Raw genomic sequence first — 16,347 nt, forward strand, 5'->3', positions numbered from 1 at the left:
AGGAGTAGCCCCGTGCGACAGCTCGCCACCTACGACGCCCGCGATTCGATCCCCACGATCGTCACCGCGCAGCGGATCCTGACCGTCGACACCGAACGCCCGGAGGCCGAGGCGTTCCTGACCGCCGGCGGGCGCATTCTCGCCGTCGGTTCCGTCGCGGACGTCGAGGCGGCGGCTGCCGACGCGGGGCTCACTCCCGAGCGGGCCGACTACCCGGACGCCACCATCGTGCCCGGCTTCATCGACCCCCACGCGCACCCGCTCATGTACGGGCAGATGCTCACCTGGATTGACATCTCGCCGGCGAAGGCCGGGTCGATCCCTGAGATCGTCGCGCTCATGCGCGAGGGAGCGGCGAAGCTGCCCGCGGGCGCGCCGATTCGCGGCTACGGCTACGAGCAGCGCAATCTGACCGAGCGCCGCCACCCCACGCGCCAGGAGCTCGACGAGATCGCGACCGACCGCGAGGTGTACATCATGAACGCGTCGGGTCACGGCGGCGTCGTGAACACCTTCACGTTCGAGAAGTTCGGGATCACCCGCGATACCCCGAACCCCGAGGGTGGCGAGTTCTTCCGCAACGCCGACGGCGACCTCACCGGCGAACTGTCTGACGCCGCGTGCAACGTGCTCACCGGCCTGCACGGCGTGAAGATCGGGCACCACGGCCCCAACTTCCACCTCGGCGACGAGCCCGCAGAGCACCAGCGCCAGCTCGACCTGGTGCAGCGCGAATTCCTGCGCGGCGGCGTCACGGCGATCGGCGACGCCCAGGTGTCGAAGCGCGAGTTCGCGGCGTACCTCGAGGCGGCCGACCGCGGCGCGCTCGACATGCGCGTCTCCATGTACTTCCTGTCGCACCTGCTCGACCAGGTGCTCGACCTCGGTCTGACCGGCCCGTTCGGCAACCCGTTCCTCGCCGCGACCGGCATCAAGCTGTACGCCGACGGCACGCTGGGCGGCTGGACCGCCTACTTCCCGGAGGGCTACGTGGGCGACCCGTGCCGAACCGGCCAGCTCTACCACGAGCCGCGCGAGTACACCGAGCTCGTCAGCAAGGCGCACGCCGCCGGCCTGCAGACCGCCACCCACGCGCAGTCGCCGACCGCCATCAAGCTCGTCGTCGACGCGATCGAGCAGGCGCTCATCGAGCGGCCTGACGCCGACGCGCGTCACCGCATCGAGCACTGCGGGCTGCCCACGCCCGAGGAGATCACGCGCATGGCGCAGCTCGGCATTCGCCCGGTGAACCAGACTCAGCACTACTACAACTGGGGCGAGGGCGTTGAGCAGGCGATCGGCACCCCGGGCGAGCGCTTCAACCCGCTCGGCGAGTTCATCGAGGCCGGCGTGCCGGTCACGATCTCGTCGGATGCCCCCGTCGCCGAGCCTCGCCCGCTCGAGGCGATCCAGGCCGCTGTGACCCGCGTGACCCGCCGCGGCGCGCAGCTCGGCCCCGACTCGCTGCGCATCAGACCCGAGGCCGCCCTGCGCGGGCACACCCTCGAGGGTGCGATCTCGCTGGGCCGCGAGAGCGAGCTCGGTTCGATCACCGCCGGCAAGCGCGCCGACTTCGTGGTGCTCGGCGCCAACCCGCTGACGGTCGACGGCGCGGAGATCTCGCAGATCCCCGTTCGTGAGACCTGGGTCGACGGCAGCCGCCGCTTCGCCGCCGACGAGGCACGCTGATGACCGCCGTCACTGAGACCGCGGTCAAGCGCACCACCGGCTGGGTCGTCATCGAGGCCCTGCACGGTTACGGCGTCGACACGGTGTTCGGTATTCCGGGCACGCACAACCTCGAGCTGTACCGTCCGCTGAGTGCACTCGGGATCCGCCCGGTCACCTCCCGCCACGAGCAGGGCGCGGGCTACGCCGCCGACGGCTGGTCGCTGCAGACCGGGCTGCCGGGCGTCGTGATCACGACGAGCGGCCCCGGGCTGCTCAACGCCCTCTCGGCCGCGGGCACCGCGTACTGCGAGTCGCGCCCCATGATCATCGTGTCGCCGGGCCCGGCCCGCGGCGCGGAGTTCGCCGATGTGGGCACGCTGCATGAGACGAAGGATCAGCTCAGCGCTGCCTCGGCGATCGTCGAATGGGGTCGCCGCGTGCAGACCGCGGCCGAGGCCGTCGACGCCGTGCACGACGCGTTCGAGCTCTTCGCCACCGGGCGCCCGCGCCCGGTCTACCTCGAGATTCCGCTCGACCTGCTCGAAGAGGAGACCGACCTCGACGCCGCCGCACTCGCGCCGCGCGTATTCGCTCCGGTACCCGCAGCTGACGCCGCGCAGGTCGCGGCCGCGGCCGCACTGCTCGCCGCGGCACGGGAACCCGTGATTCTTGCGGGCGGCGGATCGCGCGGGGCGGGGGAGCAGCTGCGCGCGCTCTCCGAGCGCATCGGTGCCCCGGTGGTCACGACGCTGAACGCGAAGGGCGTGCTCGACGAGTCGCACCCGCTCGCGATCGGGTCGAGCCTGCGTCTCGCTGCAGCGCGCTCGCGTGCCCAGCAGGCCGACGTGCTGCTGGTGGTCGGCTCGAAGCTCGGTGAGGCCGAGCTCTGGGTCGAGCGCCTCGAGGCGCAAGGCCGCGTGATCCGCATCGATCTGCTCGAATCGCAGTTGCCGAAAAACCAAGAGATCGAGATCGGTCTTGTCGGCGACGCGGCCGCGACGCTCGACGCGCTGCTCGCGGAGCTCGACGGCATCGCGACCGAGCCCGCCGTGATCGTCGCCGCCAGGGCTCGCGCGGAGGCGTCCGTCGCCGAGACGATCGCCCAGGTGCGCGCCGAGTCGGCCGAGCTGTCAGAGGCGAACACCGTACTCGCCGAGCGCATCGCGGCGGCACTGCCCGCCGATGCGATCGTGGCGACCGACTCGTCGCAGATCGCCTACTGGGGCCTGCTCAACACGCTGCGCGTCGCGCAGCCGAACTCGACGCCGTACATGGCGACGTACGCGACCCTCGGGTACGGTCTGCCGGCGGCGCTCGGGGCCCGCATCGGGGCTCCGGATCGCCCGGCGTTCGTCGTGGTCGGCGACGGTGCGCTGATGTTCTCCATGCAGGAGTTCATCACCGTCGTCGAGCAGCGCCTCGACGTCACCGTGATCGTCGTGGATAACGGCGGCTACGCCGAGATCAAGCAGAACGAGGCCGACGCGGGCATCGCGCCCGTGGGCGTCGATCTTGTGCAGCCCGACTGGGCCGCCGTGGCGACCGCGTTCGGCGGCACCGGCCGACGCGCGTCGACGGGTGCCGAGCTCGCCGACGCGATCGCAGCCGCGACGGCCGGCGGTGGGCTGCAGCTAATCCATATCGACCAGGCGGCCTTCACCGCCTAACCGTTTCGGGGCGGGCCCTGCCCCCGCTCGGCCCGCCCCGAATCTCACCGCGATCCGGAACCGCACCGACCCGGATCGCCACCCCGAACCCCGGTACCGACCCCGACCCGGCGCGGCAGCGACCCGCGCGGAAGCGAGCACCCCATGTCAGCGACCCCCGCCCCCCGCATCGCGGTCTACACCGACACCGACGACACCGATGTGGCCGCGGGCGTGCGGCTGCTCGAAGACGCCGGATTCACCGTGCGCCTGCTCGAGACCCGCGACCCCGCCGAGATCATCGCGGGCGCCAGTGACGCCGAGGTGCTGCTGCCCGGCTACGCGTCGATCACCCGCGAGATCATCGAGGCACTGCCGAATCTGAAGGTCATCGCGCTCATGTCGATGGGTTTCGACTACGTCGACCTCGACGCAGCCACCGAGCGCGGTGTCTGGGTGACGAACGTGCCCGGTGCCGCCACCGAGGAGGTCGCGACGCACGCGCTGGCGATCCTGCTCCACGCGACCCGGCAGCTGCCGTTCTACCTCGCGTCGGCGACTCCGGCCAACTGGAACTCGCGCGCCGAGGTGGCCCCGCCGCGCCTCAGCGAGACCACCCTGGGTATCGTCGGCCTCGGCAAGATCGGGCGAGAGCTCGCGCGGCTCGCGGGCCCGCTCTTCGGTCGCGTACTCGGGTACGATCCGCTGCTGCCTGATACGCCGGAGATCCGCGCCGATCTCGACGCACTCGGTGTGACCCGCACCGACCTCGACACCGTGCGCCGCGAATCGCACGCGCTGTCGCTGCACCTGCCCCTCACTCCCGAAACCGAGCGCATGGTCGACGCTGCGTTTCTCGCCGACATGCCCCGCGGATCGGTACTCGTGAACGTGTCGCGCGGCGCCCTGATCGACGAACCGGCGCTGGCCGCAGCCCTCGACGCCGGGCAGCTGTCGGCTGCCGCGCTCGACGTGCTCGCGGAAGAGCCGCCCGCTCCCGGCAACCCGCTCGTCGGCCGCAACGATGTCGTGCTCACGCCGCACATCGCCTATTTCTCGGCCCGCACGGAAACCGAGTACGTGCGCATCCAGGCCCAGAACGCCGCGACCTACGCCGAGACGGGAGCGCCGGACTCGCCCGTCAACCGGGTCTCCTGAGCGACGCGCCGCGATCCGGCGCCCGCTTTCCGCCCCACCCTGTTTGCCGCCCGCCCTGCGCCCCATCAGTGACGGGGCTGCTCGACCGACCCCGCATATCTCGAAAGGACCCGTCATCGTGACCGAACTCACCGCCGAACTCACCGCCGAGGCGAAGCGCACCGCGCAGACCTGGATCGACGACCACCTGCAGCAGCTCACCGAGTGGCACACGCACATCTGGGAGCTCGCGGAGCCGGCTTGGCGCGAGTACCGCTCGCAGCAGTGGTACGTGGAGCGCCTCCGCGCCGAGGGGTTCGACGTCGAAGACGGCTCGGCGGGCATGCCGACCGCGTTCAGCGCGCGCTGGTCGAACGGTGACGGACCCACCCTGCTCACCTACGCCGAGTACGACGCCGTGCCCGGCAACAGCCAGGCCGCAACCACCGCCGAGGCTCCGCGCGAGGGGCTCTCGCGCTTCGCCCCCGGCCACACCGACCCGCACTCGGTGCTCGGCATCTCGACGCTCGCCGGCGTGCTCGCCACGAAGCACGCGATGGAGCAGCACGGCATCACCGGCACCCTCCACTACACCGGAGAGCCCGCCGAGAAAATGCACGGCTCGAAGGTCGTGCACGGCCTGCGCGGCTACTACGACGACGCCGACGCCATCGTGTCGTTCCACCCGTTCTACATGCTGCCGCTCTGCAACACCGCGCGCTGGGACACCCAGTGCGGCGCGTACTACAGCAAGGTCTACTCGTTCGTCTGCGACCACCCGGAGCAATGGCAGCTTTCGAGCGCCGACCCGAACTCCCCGATCCCGGCATCGCACTCGGCCGCCCGCGCGCCCGGAGCCAACCTGTCGCTCGTGCAGATGTACTCGGCGTCGCGCAGCATGCTTGACGCAATGCTGCCCGCGGCGGGCGGGTGGAGCTTCTCCGACGCGATCCTGAGCGACGGCCAGGCCACAGCCGACAACCTGCCGCAGCGCGTCGCCCGGATCCAGCTCTCGTGGCGCACGCCCGACATCGAAATGGCCGAGCACATCCTCGCCGTGCTCGACCGCAACGCGGCCGCGGCGGCGACGATGGGTCACTGCGAACTCGAAGAGCGGTGGATCGCCCGCAGCCGCCCCGGCCGCACCAACCACGCGATGGCGACGGTGCTGTTCGAGAACCTCTCCGAGGTCGGGGCGCCCTCCTACGGGCCCGAGGCGATCGGGGTGGCGCAGGAGGTGCAGCGCTCGCTCGGGCTCACGCCGAGTGAGCGCCCGTTCCTCGCCGAGACCGAGCAGCTCGTCACCCCGCAGGAGGCCGAGCGCGGGCTGCGCGAGCACATGCCCGCCTGGCAGCGCAACTGGACCAGCGACGACTACGTCGAGATGAGCCACTATGCGCCGCTCGTGCGCTTCTACGTGTCGCGCCCGGCGCTGCAGCCCGTGCCCGGAGCCGGCCCGTACCCGTCGTGGGTGATGAACGCGCTCGGCGGCATCCCCGAGACGATCGCGCCGACGATTCTGACGGCGGGCAAGACGGTTGCCGGCACGTTCCTCGACCTGCTGACAAAGCCTTCGGTGTTGGAGGAGGCGCAGCGCGAGTTCGCCGAGCGCACCGCCGCCGAGCCGGTGCCCGCGCTGCTGCCAGCCGACTTCGAGCCGCCGATCGACCTCCCCTGGCCTGACTACCGCGCCGACCTCGCCGGGACGCACGAGCACCGCCACTGGTAGGTCGAGGCGCCGTCTGCTTGGCGGTTGTCTCGGCGAGTCGTGCCAGATCGCCTCGTCGAACCCCTCCGAAGTTGCCGAGCCCCTCCCTTCTGCGCGTGCAGATTGGAGGGGCTCGGCAACTTGAGAGGGGCTCAGCGTGTGAATCGCGTGCTCTACGCGCCCGACGCGTCTGGGCTATGGCCGGGCACGTCACCCCCGTGTTCATGCGCGTGCCCGCCACCCCCGTGCCCGTGTTCACAGGTGCAGCCCGCGCCGCCGGCGGCGCCACCGACGCAGCACGCGCCACCGCCCTTGGGCTGCGAGCGCGGGGCGTCGAGCGACGGGTTGCGGTCGAAGAACCCGAACGGCTTGAGCGTGAACGCGACCTTGTCGACCGGCATGATCGGCCAGTCTTCGGCGCGCGTGATGTGGTGGATGCCGAAGACGTACCAGAGCACCACGTCGGTGTCGACGAGGTTCTCGTCGTCGGCGATCCAGGCGCTCATGCCGTTGCCCTGGTCGTTCGCCGATTGGGTGGGGTAGTCGCCGGCCGGCCACATCTCGGTGTCGTGGTGCTGCGTCACCCAGAGCGTGTTGCCGATGACGGGGTTGCGGCGCAGAATCGGCGACGACTCGTCGAACATGGCCGGGAACGAACCGGTGGGTACGAGCTTGTACGCGGTCGGAGCGCCCCACGCGTTGAGGCGGTTGGGGTTCTGCACCTTCCACGCGCGCTGCCGATCCCAGCTGTACAGGCGCCCGGCGTCCTTCTCCGACGCGATCACGGTGCCCCGCGTGTTCAGGTCGAGCCCGAACGGGTTCGCGTCGCTGATGGGCGCTGGGAGCGAATCGGATTCGACGACGGTGTTGCGGTCGCCGTCGACGTCGAGGTCGAGGCGAGCCACCAGGAAGTGCTGGTGGTGGGGCGCGTAGGTGCGCTGGTCGATGACGGCGCCGGTGGCGTGCGTCGCGGCGTGATCCTCCATCGGAGTGGACACCATGATGCCGGTCGCCCGAATCTCGCACTCGATGTTGCCGTCGGGGTAGAAGCGCCAGTAGACGAGGTACTCGTAGTTCGCGACGGTGGCGTGCACCGAGACGACGAAACGGCGCATGCGGCGCACCTCGGTGCCGGCATCGGGGTCGACGTGCTTCCAGAGCACCGCGTCATCTTCTTCGTGCAGGCAGATGACGTTCTTCGTGACGACCGGATCACCCGCGGTGTTCGGCAGCACCCCGTCGAGGTAGGTGATCTCGCCGAGGCAGTCGCAACCGAGCTCGAGCGACGTGCACATGTACCCAAGGCCCCACTCGCCGATGTCGAACGCGGTACGGCGGTAGTGGTCGAAGCTCGAGTCGCGGTAAGGGACGATCATCTCGGCCAGCGACATGCGGTACGCGACGTCGCGGTACTCGTCACCGTCTTTGAACTTCACCTGGTAGATGACCGGGCCCTCGCGGTAGTTGAAGCCGAGCCGAAACTCCCAGTCTTGCCAGCGCAGTCGGGATCCTTCGAGATCGAATGACACCCCGTCGGGCTGCACGATGTCGAGCACTTTCAGGTCTTGTCGCTCGGGCTCGCCGCGCAACTCGGGCACGTACTCGGCGTCGACCTCGGGGAACCCGCGGTCGTGACCGTCGTCGATCTGCAGCACCTCCATGGTGTTGACGTCGACGATGATCTTGAGGCCGCTCACCGGGTGCGCGTAGGGGTTGCCCTGCGGTGTTGCGCGCTTCCAGATGTCGACCCAGCCGAGGCGCCGGTCGCGCCACTGCGGCGGCATGACGGCGTTGCCGTACGTCCAGAGGTCGAACAGCACGAGGGCAGGATCGATGCCGCGCGCCTCGAGCACCGCGCGCACCTCGGCATTGTCACGCAGGGCGACATCGCAATCGTGGTACTCGTCGACGGTGAAGTTCGGGGTGACGCCGGGTCGGTGCTCCCAGGACTCGACGGTGGAATCGGAGAGGTTGACGATCGCTTCGTAGACCTCATTGCTCGACTTGTTCCAGACGACGGAGAGGGAGCGGCGTTCGATCGGGTCGCCCTCGACCCACGCCAGCACCTGCGCCTTCGGCGGCTCGTGCAAGATGATCGAGGCGTACCGCCACCCGCCATCGATCTGGTGCTCGGCGGTGAGCAGCGCCGAGGTCGCGGCGATTTCATCGGCGGACAGGGAGTCAAGCGGGTGGGAAGCCATGGTGCTCCGATCTTTCGCGATCTCGGGGGTGCGACGTCGCGGTCGCATCGCTCTCAGAGTGCCACGGACCACGGACATTTGGGAAGATCCGAACGGGGGAGTGACCCCCGTCGCGTCGCCCGTGTTTCCGCGGATGTCGGGCGTTCGATGCGTGAAATTCGCATCCCCGTTGCCGGTGCGACACGCCAGAGATCCCGCTTTTGCTGGCTCGATTTGCGTGTGCATGGAGAACCCCCGTAAGATTTCATCTCGGTAGCAAGCGAGAAATTGCTTCGGCCCCATCGTTTAGCGGCCTAGGACACCGCCCTTTCACGGCGGCAGCACGGGTTCGAATCCCGTTGGGGTCACGCTTTACCAAACACAATTGAATAGCAATGCACTATGGCCCTGTGGCGCAGTTGGTTAGCGCGCCGCCCTGTCACGGCGGAGGTCGCGGGTTCAAGTCCCGTCAGGGTCGCCAAGGTGAGAAGCCCTTCTTCGGAAGGGCTTCTTCATCTCCCGGCGATCGCCATAAGGTGAGTGCCTGGCTCTGTAGCTCAGTTGGTAGAGCGTTCGACTGAAAATCGAAAGGTCACCGGATCGATGCCGGTCGGAGCCACTGTGGGAGTATTACGCCCACTCCGAACCCTCGCAAGGCTTCTACTTGCGGGGGTTCTTTTTTGCCTGATGGCAACACATTTTTCTCGAAGCCCCCAGCTTGAACGTCATGTTCTTGCTGGGGGCTTTTTGTGTTTCAGGGGCCGACTCCGGCCGCGACTGTAGCCACAACTGTAGCCATCGTACTCGCCAGCGTTTCGCTGAGTGTCACCAATGTCGGTGGACTGTGGGTACTCTATTCGAACAAACTTTCGAATCGAGCGAAGGAGCAAGTTGACCGAATGCAAATGCCCACAGGGGCTTCACGAAAAGGTACCCCCGGCGAAAGGGTGCCCGACGCTGACTGAAGCGATTGCCGCAGCCAGCGCGAGCGGTGTCAGGTTTGAGGACTGGGTTACTGAATACGAGCACGTGCCCGGGAGATGATCTCCTCGGGGCGGATCTCGAGCAGGTCCGCGATTTCGAGGAAGATGCCGAAGGGAAGCGCCCGCTCCTTGCGCAAGTAATTGCGCGTTGAGTCGTAGGGGCGGCCCAGCCGCTTCGAGAGCTCAAGAACGCTAAGTGTCGATGCGCCGAGTTCAGCGTTGAGCTGGTCAATGATTGCTGATGCGAGTGCGTGCTCTTCCTTGGTCATAGAACACACTATATACGCATTTTGGCCATAATATGCCACAAAATTGGGCCAAAATCGAGCTTGACTCGGCCAAATGACCGTGTATATTGGCCGTATGACCACAACAGAAGCAGTTTCAAACAGGGTCCGCGAGGTCGCCCGGGAGCAGCGTATCAGCATCGCTACGCTCTCCGAGAAGGCTGGTCTCGCGGACAAGACAATGCGCCGGCGACTCGTTGCCCCTCAGAAGTTCACGCTCGAAGAGCTGTGCGCGATCTCCACGGCACTCAAGATGGACCTTGAGGACTTGGTGGCAGCATGAGCGCCATCTCATACAGCGTCAAGGGCGCTGCGGAAGCCACGGGAGTATCTGAGCCTCTCGTCCGTCAGGCCATCAAGGACGGCGACGTTGTTGTTCGCTACTGGAACAGCAAGCAGCTCATCGAGCACGATGAGCTTAAGCGCCTCGTCCAGTCCCTCCCGACTGAGAAGCCGGAGGTGGCGTGATGAGTGCGATCGAAATTTTCGACTTCGACGGTCAGATCGTTCGCACTGTCACCGTCGCCGGAGACCCTTGGTTCGTTGCTGCCGACGCGTGCCGCGTCCTCGAGCTATCGAACCCGAGCGTAGTGGTTAATCGACTCGATGATGACGAGCGGGCTAAGTTCAACTTAGGGCGTCAAGGCGAGGCCACTATCGTCTCCGAGCCTGGCCTTTACTCTCTGATTCTCGGGTCGCGCAAGCCGGAAGCGCGGGCGTTCAAACGGTGGATCACGCATGATGTGATTCCGTCGTTGCGGAAGACCGGCAAGTACGGGTCGGACGTGGAGATGCTGGCAGCACTGCCATCGTCAGAGCTGCTTGCTCTCGCTGCTGAGGCTGCGAAGCGGGCTGAGACTGCAGAGGCGAAGATCGCGATTGACGCCCCGAAAGTCGATTACGTGGACGAGTTTGTGCGTCGAGGTGATGTGCGACTGTTCCGCAACGTTGCGAAGTGTCTCGGAATGCGGGAGTCAGAACTGCGCGATGACCTACTGGCACGCAAGTGGATCTACTGCGAGACGATTATTCGCTGGTCGAAATCGAAGCGGTGTGACGAAGAAGTACATCGCTACTCTGCGTACTCCGAAAAGGCCCGGTACTTCTACCCGGCTCCCTCCCATAAGGCCCCGCGATTTAGGGGTGAAGCGATGCACACGCTGAAGATCACGCCTCGGGGCGCTATTGCGATAGCGAAGCTGTACGGCGTTGACCCAGCGGTGATGGACGAAGAGTCATCACTAGAGGCGGTGGCGTGATGGATTACACGGATCAGTATCTTGAGCGCGCGTCGTCTGCTGCTTCTGCTGACAACGAGAGGGTGCGTGAGCTAGTTCGTCGTGAGGTCAGATTTCAGCTCATTGATCAGCTCAATAAGAGCAATTCGGGCCTGTCGGTTAGCGTTCGCGTCGAGTGCGGAGGTGCGGAGGTGGTACTCACGTCCTTCCCCGTTGAGGTCCCAGTGTTCCGTGAATTCGCGCTCCGCCTTCTCTACGTTGTGGACGATCTCGTTGAGTCGTTCGGCGCTGAGCATGATGGGCCTCCTGTCGGTGGTGGTTCTCCGAACGTACCGGAGGGCCGTGGATGACGGCCACTGATTTCTAGCTTCTAGTCCCTTCTTTCTTCTGGGGGTTTCGACCCCTAGCTAGCTACAGCATTGCCTCCGCGAGGTGGGCTGCCCGTTCGAGTCGGGCCAATGCACGGCGGGTTCGCCGGGAGATTCACCCTCCCAGATGGCGCGTTCCGACCGTTCTTTGACAACTACATAGTGACCGTTACCCGGTGTCGGGGCGTGTGATGTGAGGGCCGTGAGAGGGCTGTAGCGGAATGCGTGACCAGCTGGGGAGTCCCGAAGCTTGAGGCGAGATGGGGCGTGTGCGTACAGGGTGCGCGATTTTGGCCTGCTTGGTGGTGGGAACGGTGCCGTATCGGTTAAGCGGCTCAGAGTTTTTGGCCCCGCATATGTGGGGAACCGGGCACGGGTTATGTGCGGGCGGTGCATGGTGTCGCGTCATGGCTGGGTTACCCGGTGACGTGCAGGGATCGTAACCCTGACCGCCACGGCGGAGAGTCCGCTAGATGGAGAGGTTGTTGTGGCTATTACCGAGGAGAAGACAGTGACTGTCGCGGATGCTCAGCACGTTGGGGATCGCATCAAGGTGACCGTGAGTCGTGATCTGACGGTTGCTGAGTCGAAGGAGTTGCGGAAGTTGTTGCGTGCGGCGGAAACGAACGCCAGTTGCACGCGCATTCATATCTCGGGCGGCTGCTGGGGCGGCTTCGGGTCGGCAATGCGGTTCTAAATGGTTTGGCCCGTGTGTGCGCTCGCGGATCGGCGCACGGGTACTGGCGCTGGAGAGCATGTATCGAGAGGGGAAGCAATGAAAATCACTGGTGGATTCCTGTACGAGGACCAGGCCGCGGCGGAGAAGGCTGCTGCGCAACGACGAGGCGATCTGTTCGACCTTGTGGACGAGCTGGAAAAGCTGAACGAGGCAATTGATTCGGTCAAACTCGCGCGCTTCATCGAGGAAAAGAAGGCCTTGCTCAGCGTTTAGGGCGGCTGCTGCACAGCGTTGAGGCGTCGGCCTGGTTCGAGTCCGGGGTGCAGCACTGGCGCTTTAGTGCGTCATCGCGGCCCTAGGTGGGTTGGCGGCGGCATCGGGGTTTGCCGTACGGGAGGGGCCGCATGGTCCGTACCTAGATAAGGGGTCAGTCGATGGAACTACGGCTGGCCCCATATTCCCGCACAAGTTTGAGACAAGGGAGTCCGGTATGGCAGTTGAGGTGATGACGGGTGACGAGCTGAGGCGTACGCCTAGCGAGCTCCGTTACTACGTGTGCCAGCAGTGCGGGAAGCGCGGCACGGATCAATCAGAGTTCGCGATGGTGACGTTCATCGGCGTCGGGTTCGTGCTCTGCAAGAAGCACCTGACGTGGGAGGCGTAATGAAGTCGAAGGAAGCGATCGAAGCGCGGATCGCGGAGGCGCGCACCAATCGTGAGTTTGCTGACTCGTGTGTGAGTGTCGGGCACCCGCCTGAATCTTTGGCGTATTGGGAGCAGCGGGTTCGTGAGCTTTCGCAGGAAATTTGGTTACTGGAATGGGTGGTGTCATGAGCGACAAGTTCGTAGCAAGCAATGGGATCGGCGTGCAGCTCGAGCCCGACGATGACGCATTCCTGACCGACGTGAAAGGTGCTGGCGGGGTAGGGCTCTCGTTTCGCGGGAGTGTGACATCCGCTCTGCGTGAGTTCTTCCAGCATGAGCGCGACCAGGAACTCGGACGGTGGCGGTGGCCCGAGAACCCCGGTTTCGTTGTTTATAGCAGAGGCGTCGCCGGGATTCGGGTGACTTCCGAAGAGTCGGGCGACAGCATTCTGGCCTTGAGAGAGGCAGCTGAAACTTGGGCGGATGAGCCGACATTCTTTGGGGCGGCTCGCGCATACTTCGCTGCGCACCCTGAGCGGAAGCCGTGGCATGACGCGAAACCCGGCGAGGCGTGGGTCATTACATACGGCGGAGAAGAGCACGCTGTTATCTCTGATGGCGCGTTCTTTCTCTGGGAGGCCGGGAGCGAGCAGCCCGTTGGAGATTCACGCATAACTTCTGGTCGTCGCATTTGGCCGGAGGTGTCGGATGTTCAATAGCGTGGCGTCTGTTCGTGATCCGGAGCCGTGGGTGGTTCATTTCGGGTTGGGTGAGGGGAATCGGCGGTATGCGTCGTGGGTTCCTGGCGCGTTGGAGCAGCCACGCATGGATGAGCCGAAGCGTAAGTCTGCGGTGTTGGTGAAGTTTCGTGAAGCGACTCTGCTGCTCGGTGTGGGTGCGTTCTACAACGCGCGCTGCTGGCTGGATTTCATGCAGGAGTTCCCGGGCCATTTGGAGGCTGGTGTACCCGCTGACGAACTGGATCATCTGGTGCGGGTTCTGCGTCGTCTCGTGAACGTGTACGGGGAGGCGTGATGTTGCTCATTCGGTGTGACTGGTGCGGAGCGTGCACGTGGGGACGCTCCGCCCAATGGAATGACTCGTGGAAGAAGCGTCACGACGAGTTGTGCCAGCAGAAGCGAGGTGACTCGTGAACGGCGGGCATCTGCTGATCTACATGGTCATGTTCGGGTTCGTGTGGGCCGCGTATCGCTGGGAGGTGCGGCGTGGGAAGAAGTAGACAGACCGCGAAACAAGCCGGGTCGCTGTTCGAATCACACGTCGCCGCGTACCTCGCTGAAGCATTGGACGATGACCGTATCGAGCGGCGTGCGAAGAACGGCTCCAAGGATCGTGGCGACATTGGCAGCGTCCGCACCATCGACGGGCAAAGGGTGGTCATCGAGTGTAAGGACGTTCGCTCGATGAACCTATCCGGCTGGGTTGATGAAGCCGAGGTTGAGCGTGGCAACGATGACGCAGCGGTTGGTGTGGTCGCACACAAACGGCTCCGGTACGGGCCGAAAAACATGGGCGGCACGTACGTGACGATGACGCTCAAAGATTTCTCGGTGCTGCTCGGCGGCACCGCACGAGACATAGGAGAAGAAGCATGAGCAAGGATCTGGGCCACTTTTCGCGCCGCTACGCGGTGGAAATTGGCAGTCAGGCTTACATCGGCATGGAACCGACGTACGTCGATTGGGCATTCGATCGCGGGTTCAAGAGCTTGAGTGACGCCGAAGCGTATGCGGACCGCGCAGCAGAAGACAACGAGTTCGTGCGCGTGATCGATCGCGAGGTGTCGTGATGCGTGTGGTGACGCAGGAAAACAAGGGGGCTGGGATCTACGGATACCCGGCCCCTACGCATGTGACCCGGTGCAGCAACTCGAATAATCCGTTTGGTCATTCCGAGGAGTGCCCGTGTGGGTGGGCTCGGCGGCCGTTGATCTGGAACGACGAAGAGGTGACGGAATGAGCGCCATTAGCGAATTGCTCGATGAAGCAGACGGATACCCCAAGCCGAATGGCAAGGTCGGGTTCCAGCTAACTCGGGACCGATTGATAAACGTGCTTCTTGGGTGCACTCCCGCACTCAACTCGATCGTATGCATCCCGACATCCGAAGACGACGACATGACGAGCTTCGAGATCACGCTGTACGTGACTTTCGCGCGGTCTGAGTTGGAAGAAGCGTCCGAATGAGCCCCCGCGACACGGTGTTTGAGGATGCCGGGGCGGATGACGATCAGGGGTGGTGGCCGGACGACCCATCAGGGTGGACGACCCGAAACGATGCCGACATTGACCGCATCAGAGAGGAGAAACACTTTGGGATATGAAGGTGTCGTGTACGACCTCCCGAACGAGGAGTACCACGCTCAAGAATCACTCTCCGCGACCGGCGCGAAGACGCTGCTGAAGTCACCCGCGAAGTACAAGTACGAGGTGATCGACGGGCACAAGCAGTACAAGAAGTCCTACGACCTCGGCTCTGCTGTGCACGCGAAAGTACTCGGCGTGGATGACGAAGTTGAGGTGTTCCAGTTCGACTCGTGGCGCACGAAGAAAGCTCAGGAGGCGCGGGATGAGTCGAGGCAGGCAGGGCGTGTCCCGATGCTGGCGCACGAACTCGGCCCAGTGGATGCGATGGCGGAAGCCGTGCTCGGTCATGGCCTCGCGCGGAAGCTGATGGAGCGGCCCGGGCATTCTGAAGTGTCGATGTTCGGTGAGAGTAACGGTGTGCCGTTGCGGTGCCGGTTCGATCGACTCCCAGACGAGGGGCATATCGCGGTCGACTTGAAGACCACCTCGGACGATGCCACTGCTGACGCGTTCGCGAGAAACGCAGCGAAGTACGGGTACGACATCGCACGAGGCCACTACCTCGACCTGCTCGAGATCGTGACCGGCCGGCGCATGGAGATGGTGTTCATCGTTGTCGAAACAGCAGCACCGCACCTCGTGAACCTGATCCAACTCGATCAGCAGTTCGCGGACATGGGGTACATCAAAGCGCTTGAAGCGCGAGACATCTACAAGCGATGCATGGAGTCGGGGGAGTGGCCCGGATACCCGGACACGAAGGTCGCATTTGCGCGAGCCCCGCACTTCGCAATCGCTGAATACCAGGAACGATTTGGAGAGAACGCATGACCGAAATTGAACAGTTGCTGCAGCGTCCGGCATCGCAGGGAGCGGTGGTAGAGCAGTCCCGTGCTGTCGCGGAAGTAGCGGCCGCAGTGCAGGTGGCAAAGTCATTCCCCAGGGACACGAACCGTGCCGCCGAACAATCGAACGAATTGTGCAGCCGCCTCGCCGTCGCCTCACGCGCGTTCTACTCAGTACCGAAGCGCGGCTCCGGCATGAGCATCCACATCGCCCGCGAGCTGGCACGCATCTGGCAGAACGTCGACTACGGAGTGCGTGAACTCCGCCGAGACGACGAAGCAGGTGTCTCCGAAATGCAGGCGTGGGCGTGGGACCAACAGGAGAATGTGCGCTCAACACGCTCGTTCATCGTCCCTCACCTCCGATCCACCAGGAACGGTAACCAGGCACTCACTGACCTCGGCGACATCTACCTCAACAACCAGAACCAGGGTGCGAAAGCGGTACGCGAGTGCATCTTCGCAATGCTCCCGGGCTGGTTCAAAACCGAAGCCGAAGAGCGCCTCCGGAAGACGCTCGAGCACGGTGACGGGAAACCCATCGAGCAGCGCCGAACCGACGCCGTAGACCGGTTTAAGGATCTCGGCGTCACCCAGGCACAGCTTGAGGCGTACCTGAAGCGTGACCTCGCA

The 16,347-nt window shown here is 65.0% G+C and carries 21 protein-coding genes and 3 tRNA genes; 21 read left to right on the top strand and 3 right to left on the bottom strand.

Going from position 1 to position 16,347, the window contains the following annotated elements; genetic code table 11:
• Nucleotides 1-12 precede the first annotated feature (12 nt).
• From AMS67_RS12320 to AMS67_RS12335, 4 genes are all read left to right on the top strand, one after another.
• A complete protein-coding gene (locus AMS67_RS12320) occupies nucleotides 13-1,689 on the top strand; it encodes an amidohydrolase (protein ID WP_053387660.1) in 1,677 nt (558 codons plus the stop codon).
• Nucleotides 1,689-3,338, top strand: coding sequence for a thiamine pyrophosphate-dependent enzyme (locus AMS67_RS12325; protein ID WP_053387661.1), 1,650 nt, complete (start codon nucleotides 1,689-1,691; stop codon nucleotides 3,336-3,338). The genes AMS67_RS12320 and AMS67_RS12325 overlap by 1 nt, the downstream gene beginning before the upstream one ends.
• Before the next feature lie 144 nt (nucleotides 3,339-3,482).
• Entirely contained in the window at nucleotides 3,483-4,475 is a 993-nt protein-coding gene (locus AMS67_RS12330; RefSeq protein ID WP_053387662.1) for a C-terminal binding protein, read from the top strand.
• 118 nt (nucleotides 4,476-4,593) lie between these two features.
• Nucleotides 4,594-6,183 carry a zinc-binding metallopeptidase family protein gene (locus tag AMS67_RS12335; protein ID WP_053387663.1) on the top strand — a complete coding sequence of 530 codons (1,590 nt, stop codon included), beginning with the start codon at nucleotides 4,594-4,596 and terminating at the stop codon, nucleotides 6,181-6,183.
• A gap of 152 nt (nucleotides 6,184-6,335) precedes the next feature.
• Here the strand turns inward: AMS67_RS12335 and AMS67_RS12340 are convergent, their stop codons facing one another.
• Nucleotides 6,336-8,645 carry a primary-amine oxidase gene (locus AMS67_RS12340; protein ID WP_306455252.1) on the bottom strand — a complete coding sequence of 770 codons (2,310 nt, stop codon included), beginning with the start codon at nucleotides 8,643-8,645 and terminating at the stop codon, nucleotides 6,336-6,338.
• On the opposite strand from AMS67_RS12340, the gene AMS67_RS12345 reads away from it, so the two are divergent.
• The 3 genes from AMS67_RS12345 (at nucleotide 8,638) to AMS67_RS12355 (ending at nucleotide 8,961) form a co-directional block, all read left to right on the top strand.
• A tRNA-Glu gene (locus tag AMS67_RS12345) sits at nucleotides 8,638-8,710 on the top strand. The two genes, AMS67_RS12340 and AMS67_RS12345, sit on opposite strands and share 8 nt — an antisense overlap.
• A 36-nt stretch (nucleotides 8,711-8,746) precedes the next feature.
• Nucleotides 8,747-8,823, top strand: a tRNA-Asp gene (locus AMS67_RS12350).
• A gap of 65 nt (nucleotides 8,824-8,888) precedes the next feature.
• Nucleotides 8,889-8,961, top strand: a tRNA-Phe gene (locus tag AMS67_RS12355).
• Between the two features lie 393 nt (nucleotides 8,962-9,354).
• Here AMS67_RS12355 and AMS67_RS12360 read toward each other — a convergent pair.
• Entirely contained in the window at nucleotides 9,355-9,594 is a 240-nt protein-coding gene (locus AMS67_RS12360; protein ID WP_053387664.1) for a hypothetical protein, read from the bottom strand.
• A 94-nt stretch (nucleotides 9,595-9,688) separates the two neighbouring features.
• Between AMS67_RS12360 and AMS67_RS12365 the strand changes: the two genes are divergently transcribed.
• Genes AMS67_RS12365 through AMS67_RS12375 form a run of 3 tightly spaced genes read left to right on the top strand, consistent with a single transcriptional unit; the run spans nucleotide 9,689 to nucleotide 10,871 of the window.
• The gene (locus AMS67_RS12365; protein WP_162230855.1) at nucleotides 9,689-9,895 is read left to right on the top strand and encodes a helix-turn-helix domain-containing protein; all 207 of its coding nucleotides are present in this window, start codon (nucleotides 9,689-9,691) and stop codon (nucleotides 9,893-9,895) included.
• Nucleotides 9,892-10,080, top strand: coding sequence for a hypothetical protein (locus tag AMS67_RS12370; protein WP_053387666.1), 189 nt, complete (start codon nucleotides 9,892-9,894; stop codon nucleotides 10,078-10,080). The genes AMS67_RS12365 and AMS67_RS12370 overlap by 4 nt, the downstream gene beginning before the upstream one ends.
• Nucleotides 10,080-10,871 (top strand): BRO family protein, encoded by a 792-nt coding sequence (locus AMS67_RS12375; protein WP_053387667.1) that lies wholly within the window; start codon nucleotides 10,080-10,082, stop codon nucleotides 10,869-10,871. The genes AMS67_RS12370 and AMS67_RS12375 overlap by 1 nt, the downstream gene beginning before the upstream one ends.
• 71 nt (nucleotides 10,872-10,942) lie before the next feature.
• Here the strand turns inward: AMS67_RS12375 and AMS67_RS12380 are convergent, their stop codons facing one another.
• Nucleotides 10,943-11,146 (bottom strand): hypothetical protein, encoded by a 204-nt coding sequence (locus AMS67_RS12380; RefSeq protein WP_053387668.1) that lies wholly within the window; start codon nucleotides 11,144-11,146, stop codon nucleotides 10,943-10,945.
• A gap of 583 nt (nucleotides 11,147-11,729) precedes the next feature.
• On the opposite strand from AMS67_RS12380, the gene AMS67_RS12385 reads away from it, so the two are divergent.
• The 11 genes from AMS67_RS12385 to AMS67_RS12420 all read left to right on the top strand — a co-directional run.
• Nucleotides 11,730-11,915 (top strand): hypothetical protein, encoded by a 186-nt coding sequence (locus AMS67_RS12385; RefSeq protein ID WP_156316651.1) that lies wholly within the window; start codon nucleotides 11,730-11,732, stop codon nucleotides 11,913-11,915.
• Between the two features lie 78 nt (nucleotides 11,916-11,993).
• A complete protein-coding gene (locus AMS67_RS17410; protein WP_156316652.1) occupies nucleotides 11,994-12,170 on the top strand; it encodes a hypothetical protein in 177 nt (58 codons plus the stop codon).
• A gap of 217 nt (nucleotides 12,171-12,387) precedes the next feature.
• A complete protein-coding gene (locus AMS67_RS17415; protein WP_156316653.1) occupies nucleotides 12,388-12,561 on the top strand; it encodes a hypothetical protein in 174 nt (57 codons plus the stop codon).
• Nucleotides 12,561-12,731: a hypothetical protein gene (locus tag AMS67_RS17420; RefSeq protein ID WP_156316654.1), complete on the top strand. Its 171-nt coding sequence runs from the start codon at nucleotides 12,561-12,563 to the stop codon at nucleotides 12,729-12,731. Before AMS67_RS17415 ends, AMS67_RS17420 begins: the two co-directional genes overlap by 1 nt.
• Complete coding sequence (locus AMS67_RS12390; protein WP_156316655.1) at nucleotides 12,728-13,261, top strand: hypothetical protein; 534 nt, start codon at nucleotides 12,728-12,730, stop codon at nucleotides 13,259-13,261. Before AMS67_RS17420 ends, AMS67_RS12390 begins: the two co-directional genes overlap by 4 nt.
• A gap of 106 nt (nucleotides 13,262-13,367) precedes the next feature.
• Nucleotides 13,368-13,577: a hypothetical protein gene (locus tag AMS67_RS12395; RefSeq protein WP_053387671.1), complete on the top strand. Its 210-nt coding sequence runs from the start codon at nucleotides 13,368-13,370 to the stop codon at nucleotides 13,575-13,577.
• Nucleotides 13,578-13,768: 191 nt separating this feature from the next.
• Nucleotides 13,769-14,158, top strand: a complete 390-nt coding sequence (locus tag AMS67_RS12400; RefSeq protein WP_053387672.1) for a hypothetical protein — start codon at nucleotides 13,769-13,771, stop codon at nucleotides 14,156-14,158.
• Nucleotides 14,155-14,352 (top strand): hypothetical protein, encoded by a 198-nt coding sequence (locus AMS67_RS12405; RefSeq protein WP_053387673.1) that lies wholly within the window; start codon nucleotides 14,155-14,157, stop codon nucleotides 14,350-14,352. The genes AMS67_RS12400 and AMS67_RS12405 overlap by 4 nt, the downstream gene beginning before the upstream one ends.
• 166 nt (nucleotides 14,353-14,518) lie before the next feature.
• Nucleotides 14,519-14,749: a hypothetical protein gene (locus AMS67_RS12410; RefSeq protein WP_053387674.1), complete on the top strand. Its 231-nt coding sequence runs from the start codon at nucleotides 14,519-14,521 to the stop codon at nucleotides 14,747-14,749.
• A gap of 126 nt (nucleotides 14,750-14,875) precedes the next feature.
• Nucleotides 14,876-15,700: a PD-(D/E)XK nuclease-like domain-containing protein gene (locus tag AMS67_RS12415; RefSeq protein WP_162230856.1), complete on the top strand. Its 825-nt coding sequence runs from the start codon at nucleotides 14,876-14,878 to the stop codon at nucleotides 15,698-15,700.
• On the top strand, nucleotides 15,697-16,347 hold a 651-nt coding region (locus AMS67_RS12420), incomplete at its 3' end, for a hypothetical protein (protein WP_053387676.1). The genes AMS67_RS12415 and AMS67_RS12420, both read left to right, overlap by 4 nt.

Origin of the sequence: Leucobacter japonicus (assembly GCF_001273855.1) — a bacterium.
Classification (GTDB): domain Bacteria; phylum Actinomycetota; class Actinomycetes; order Actinomycetales; family Microbacteriaceae; genus Leucobacter; species Leucobacter japonicus.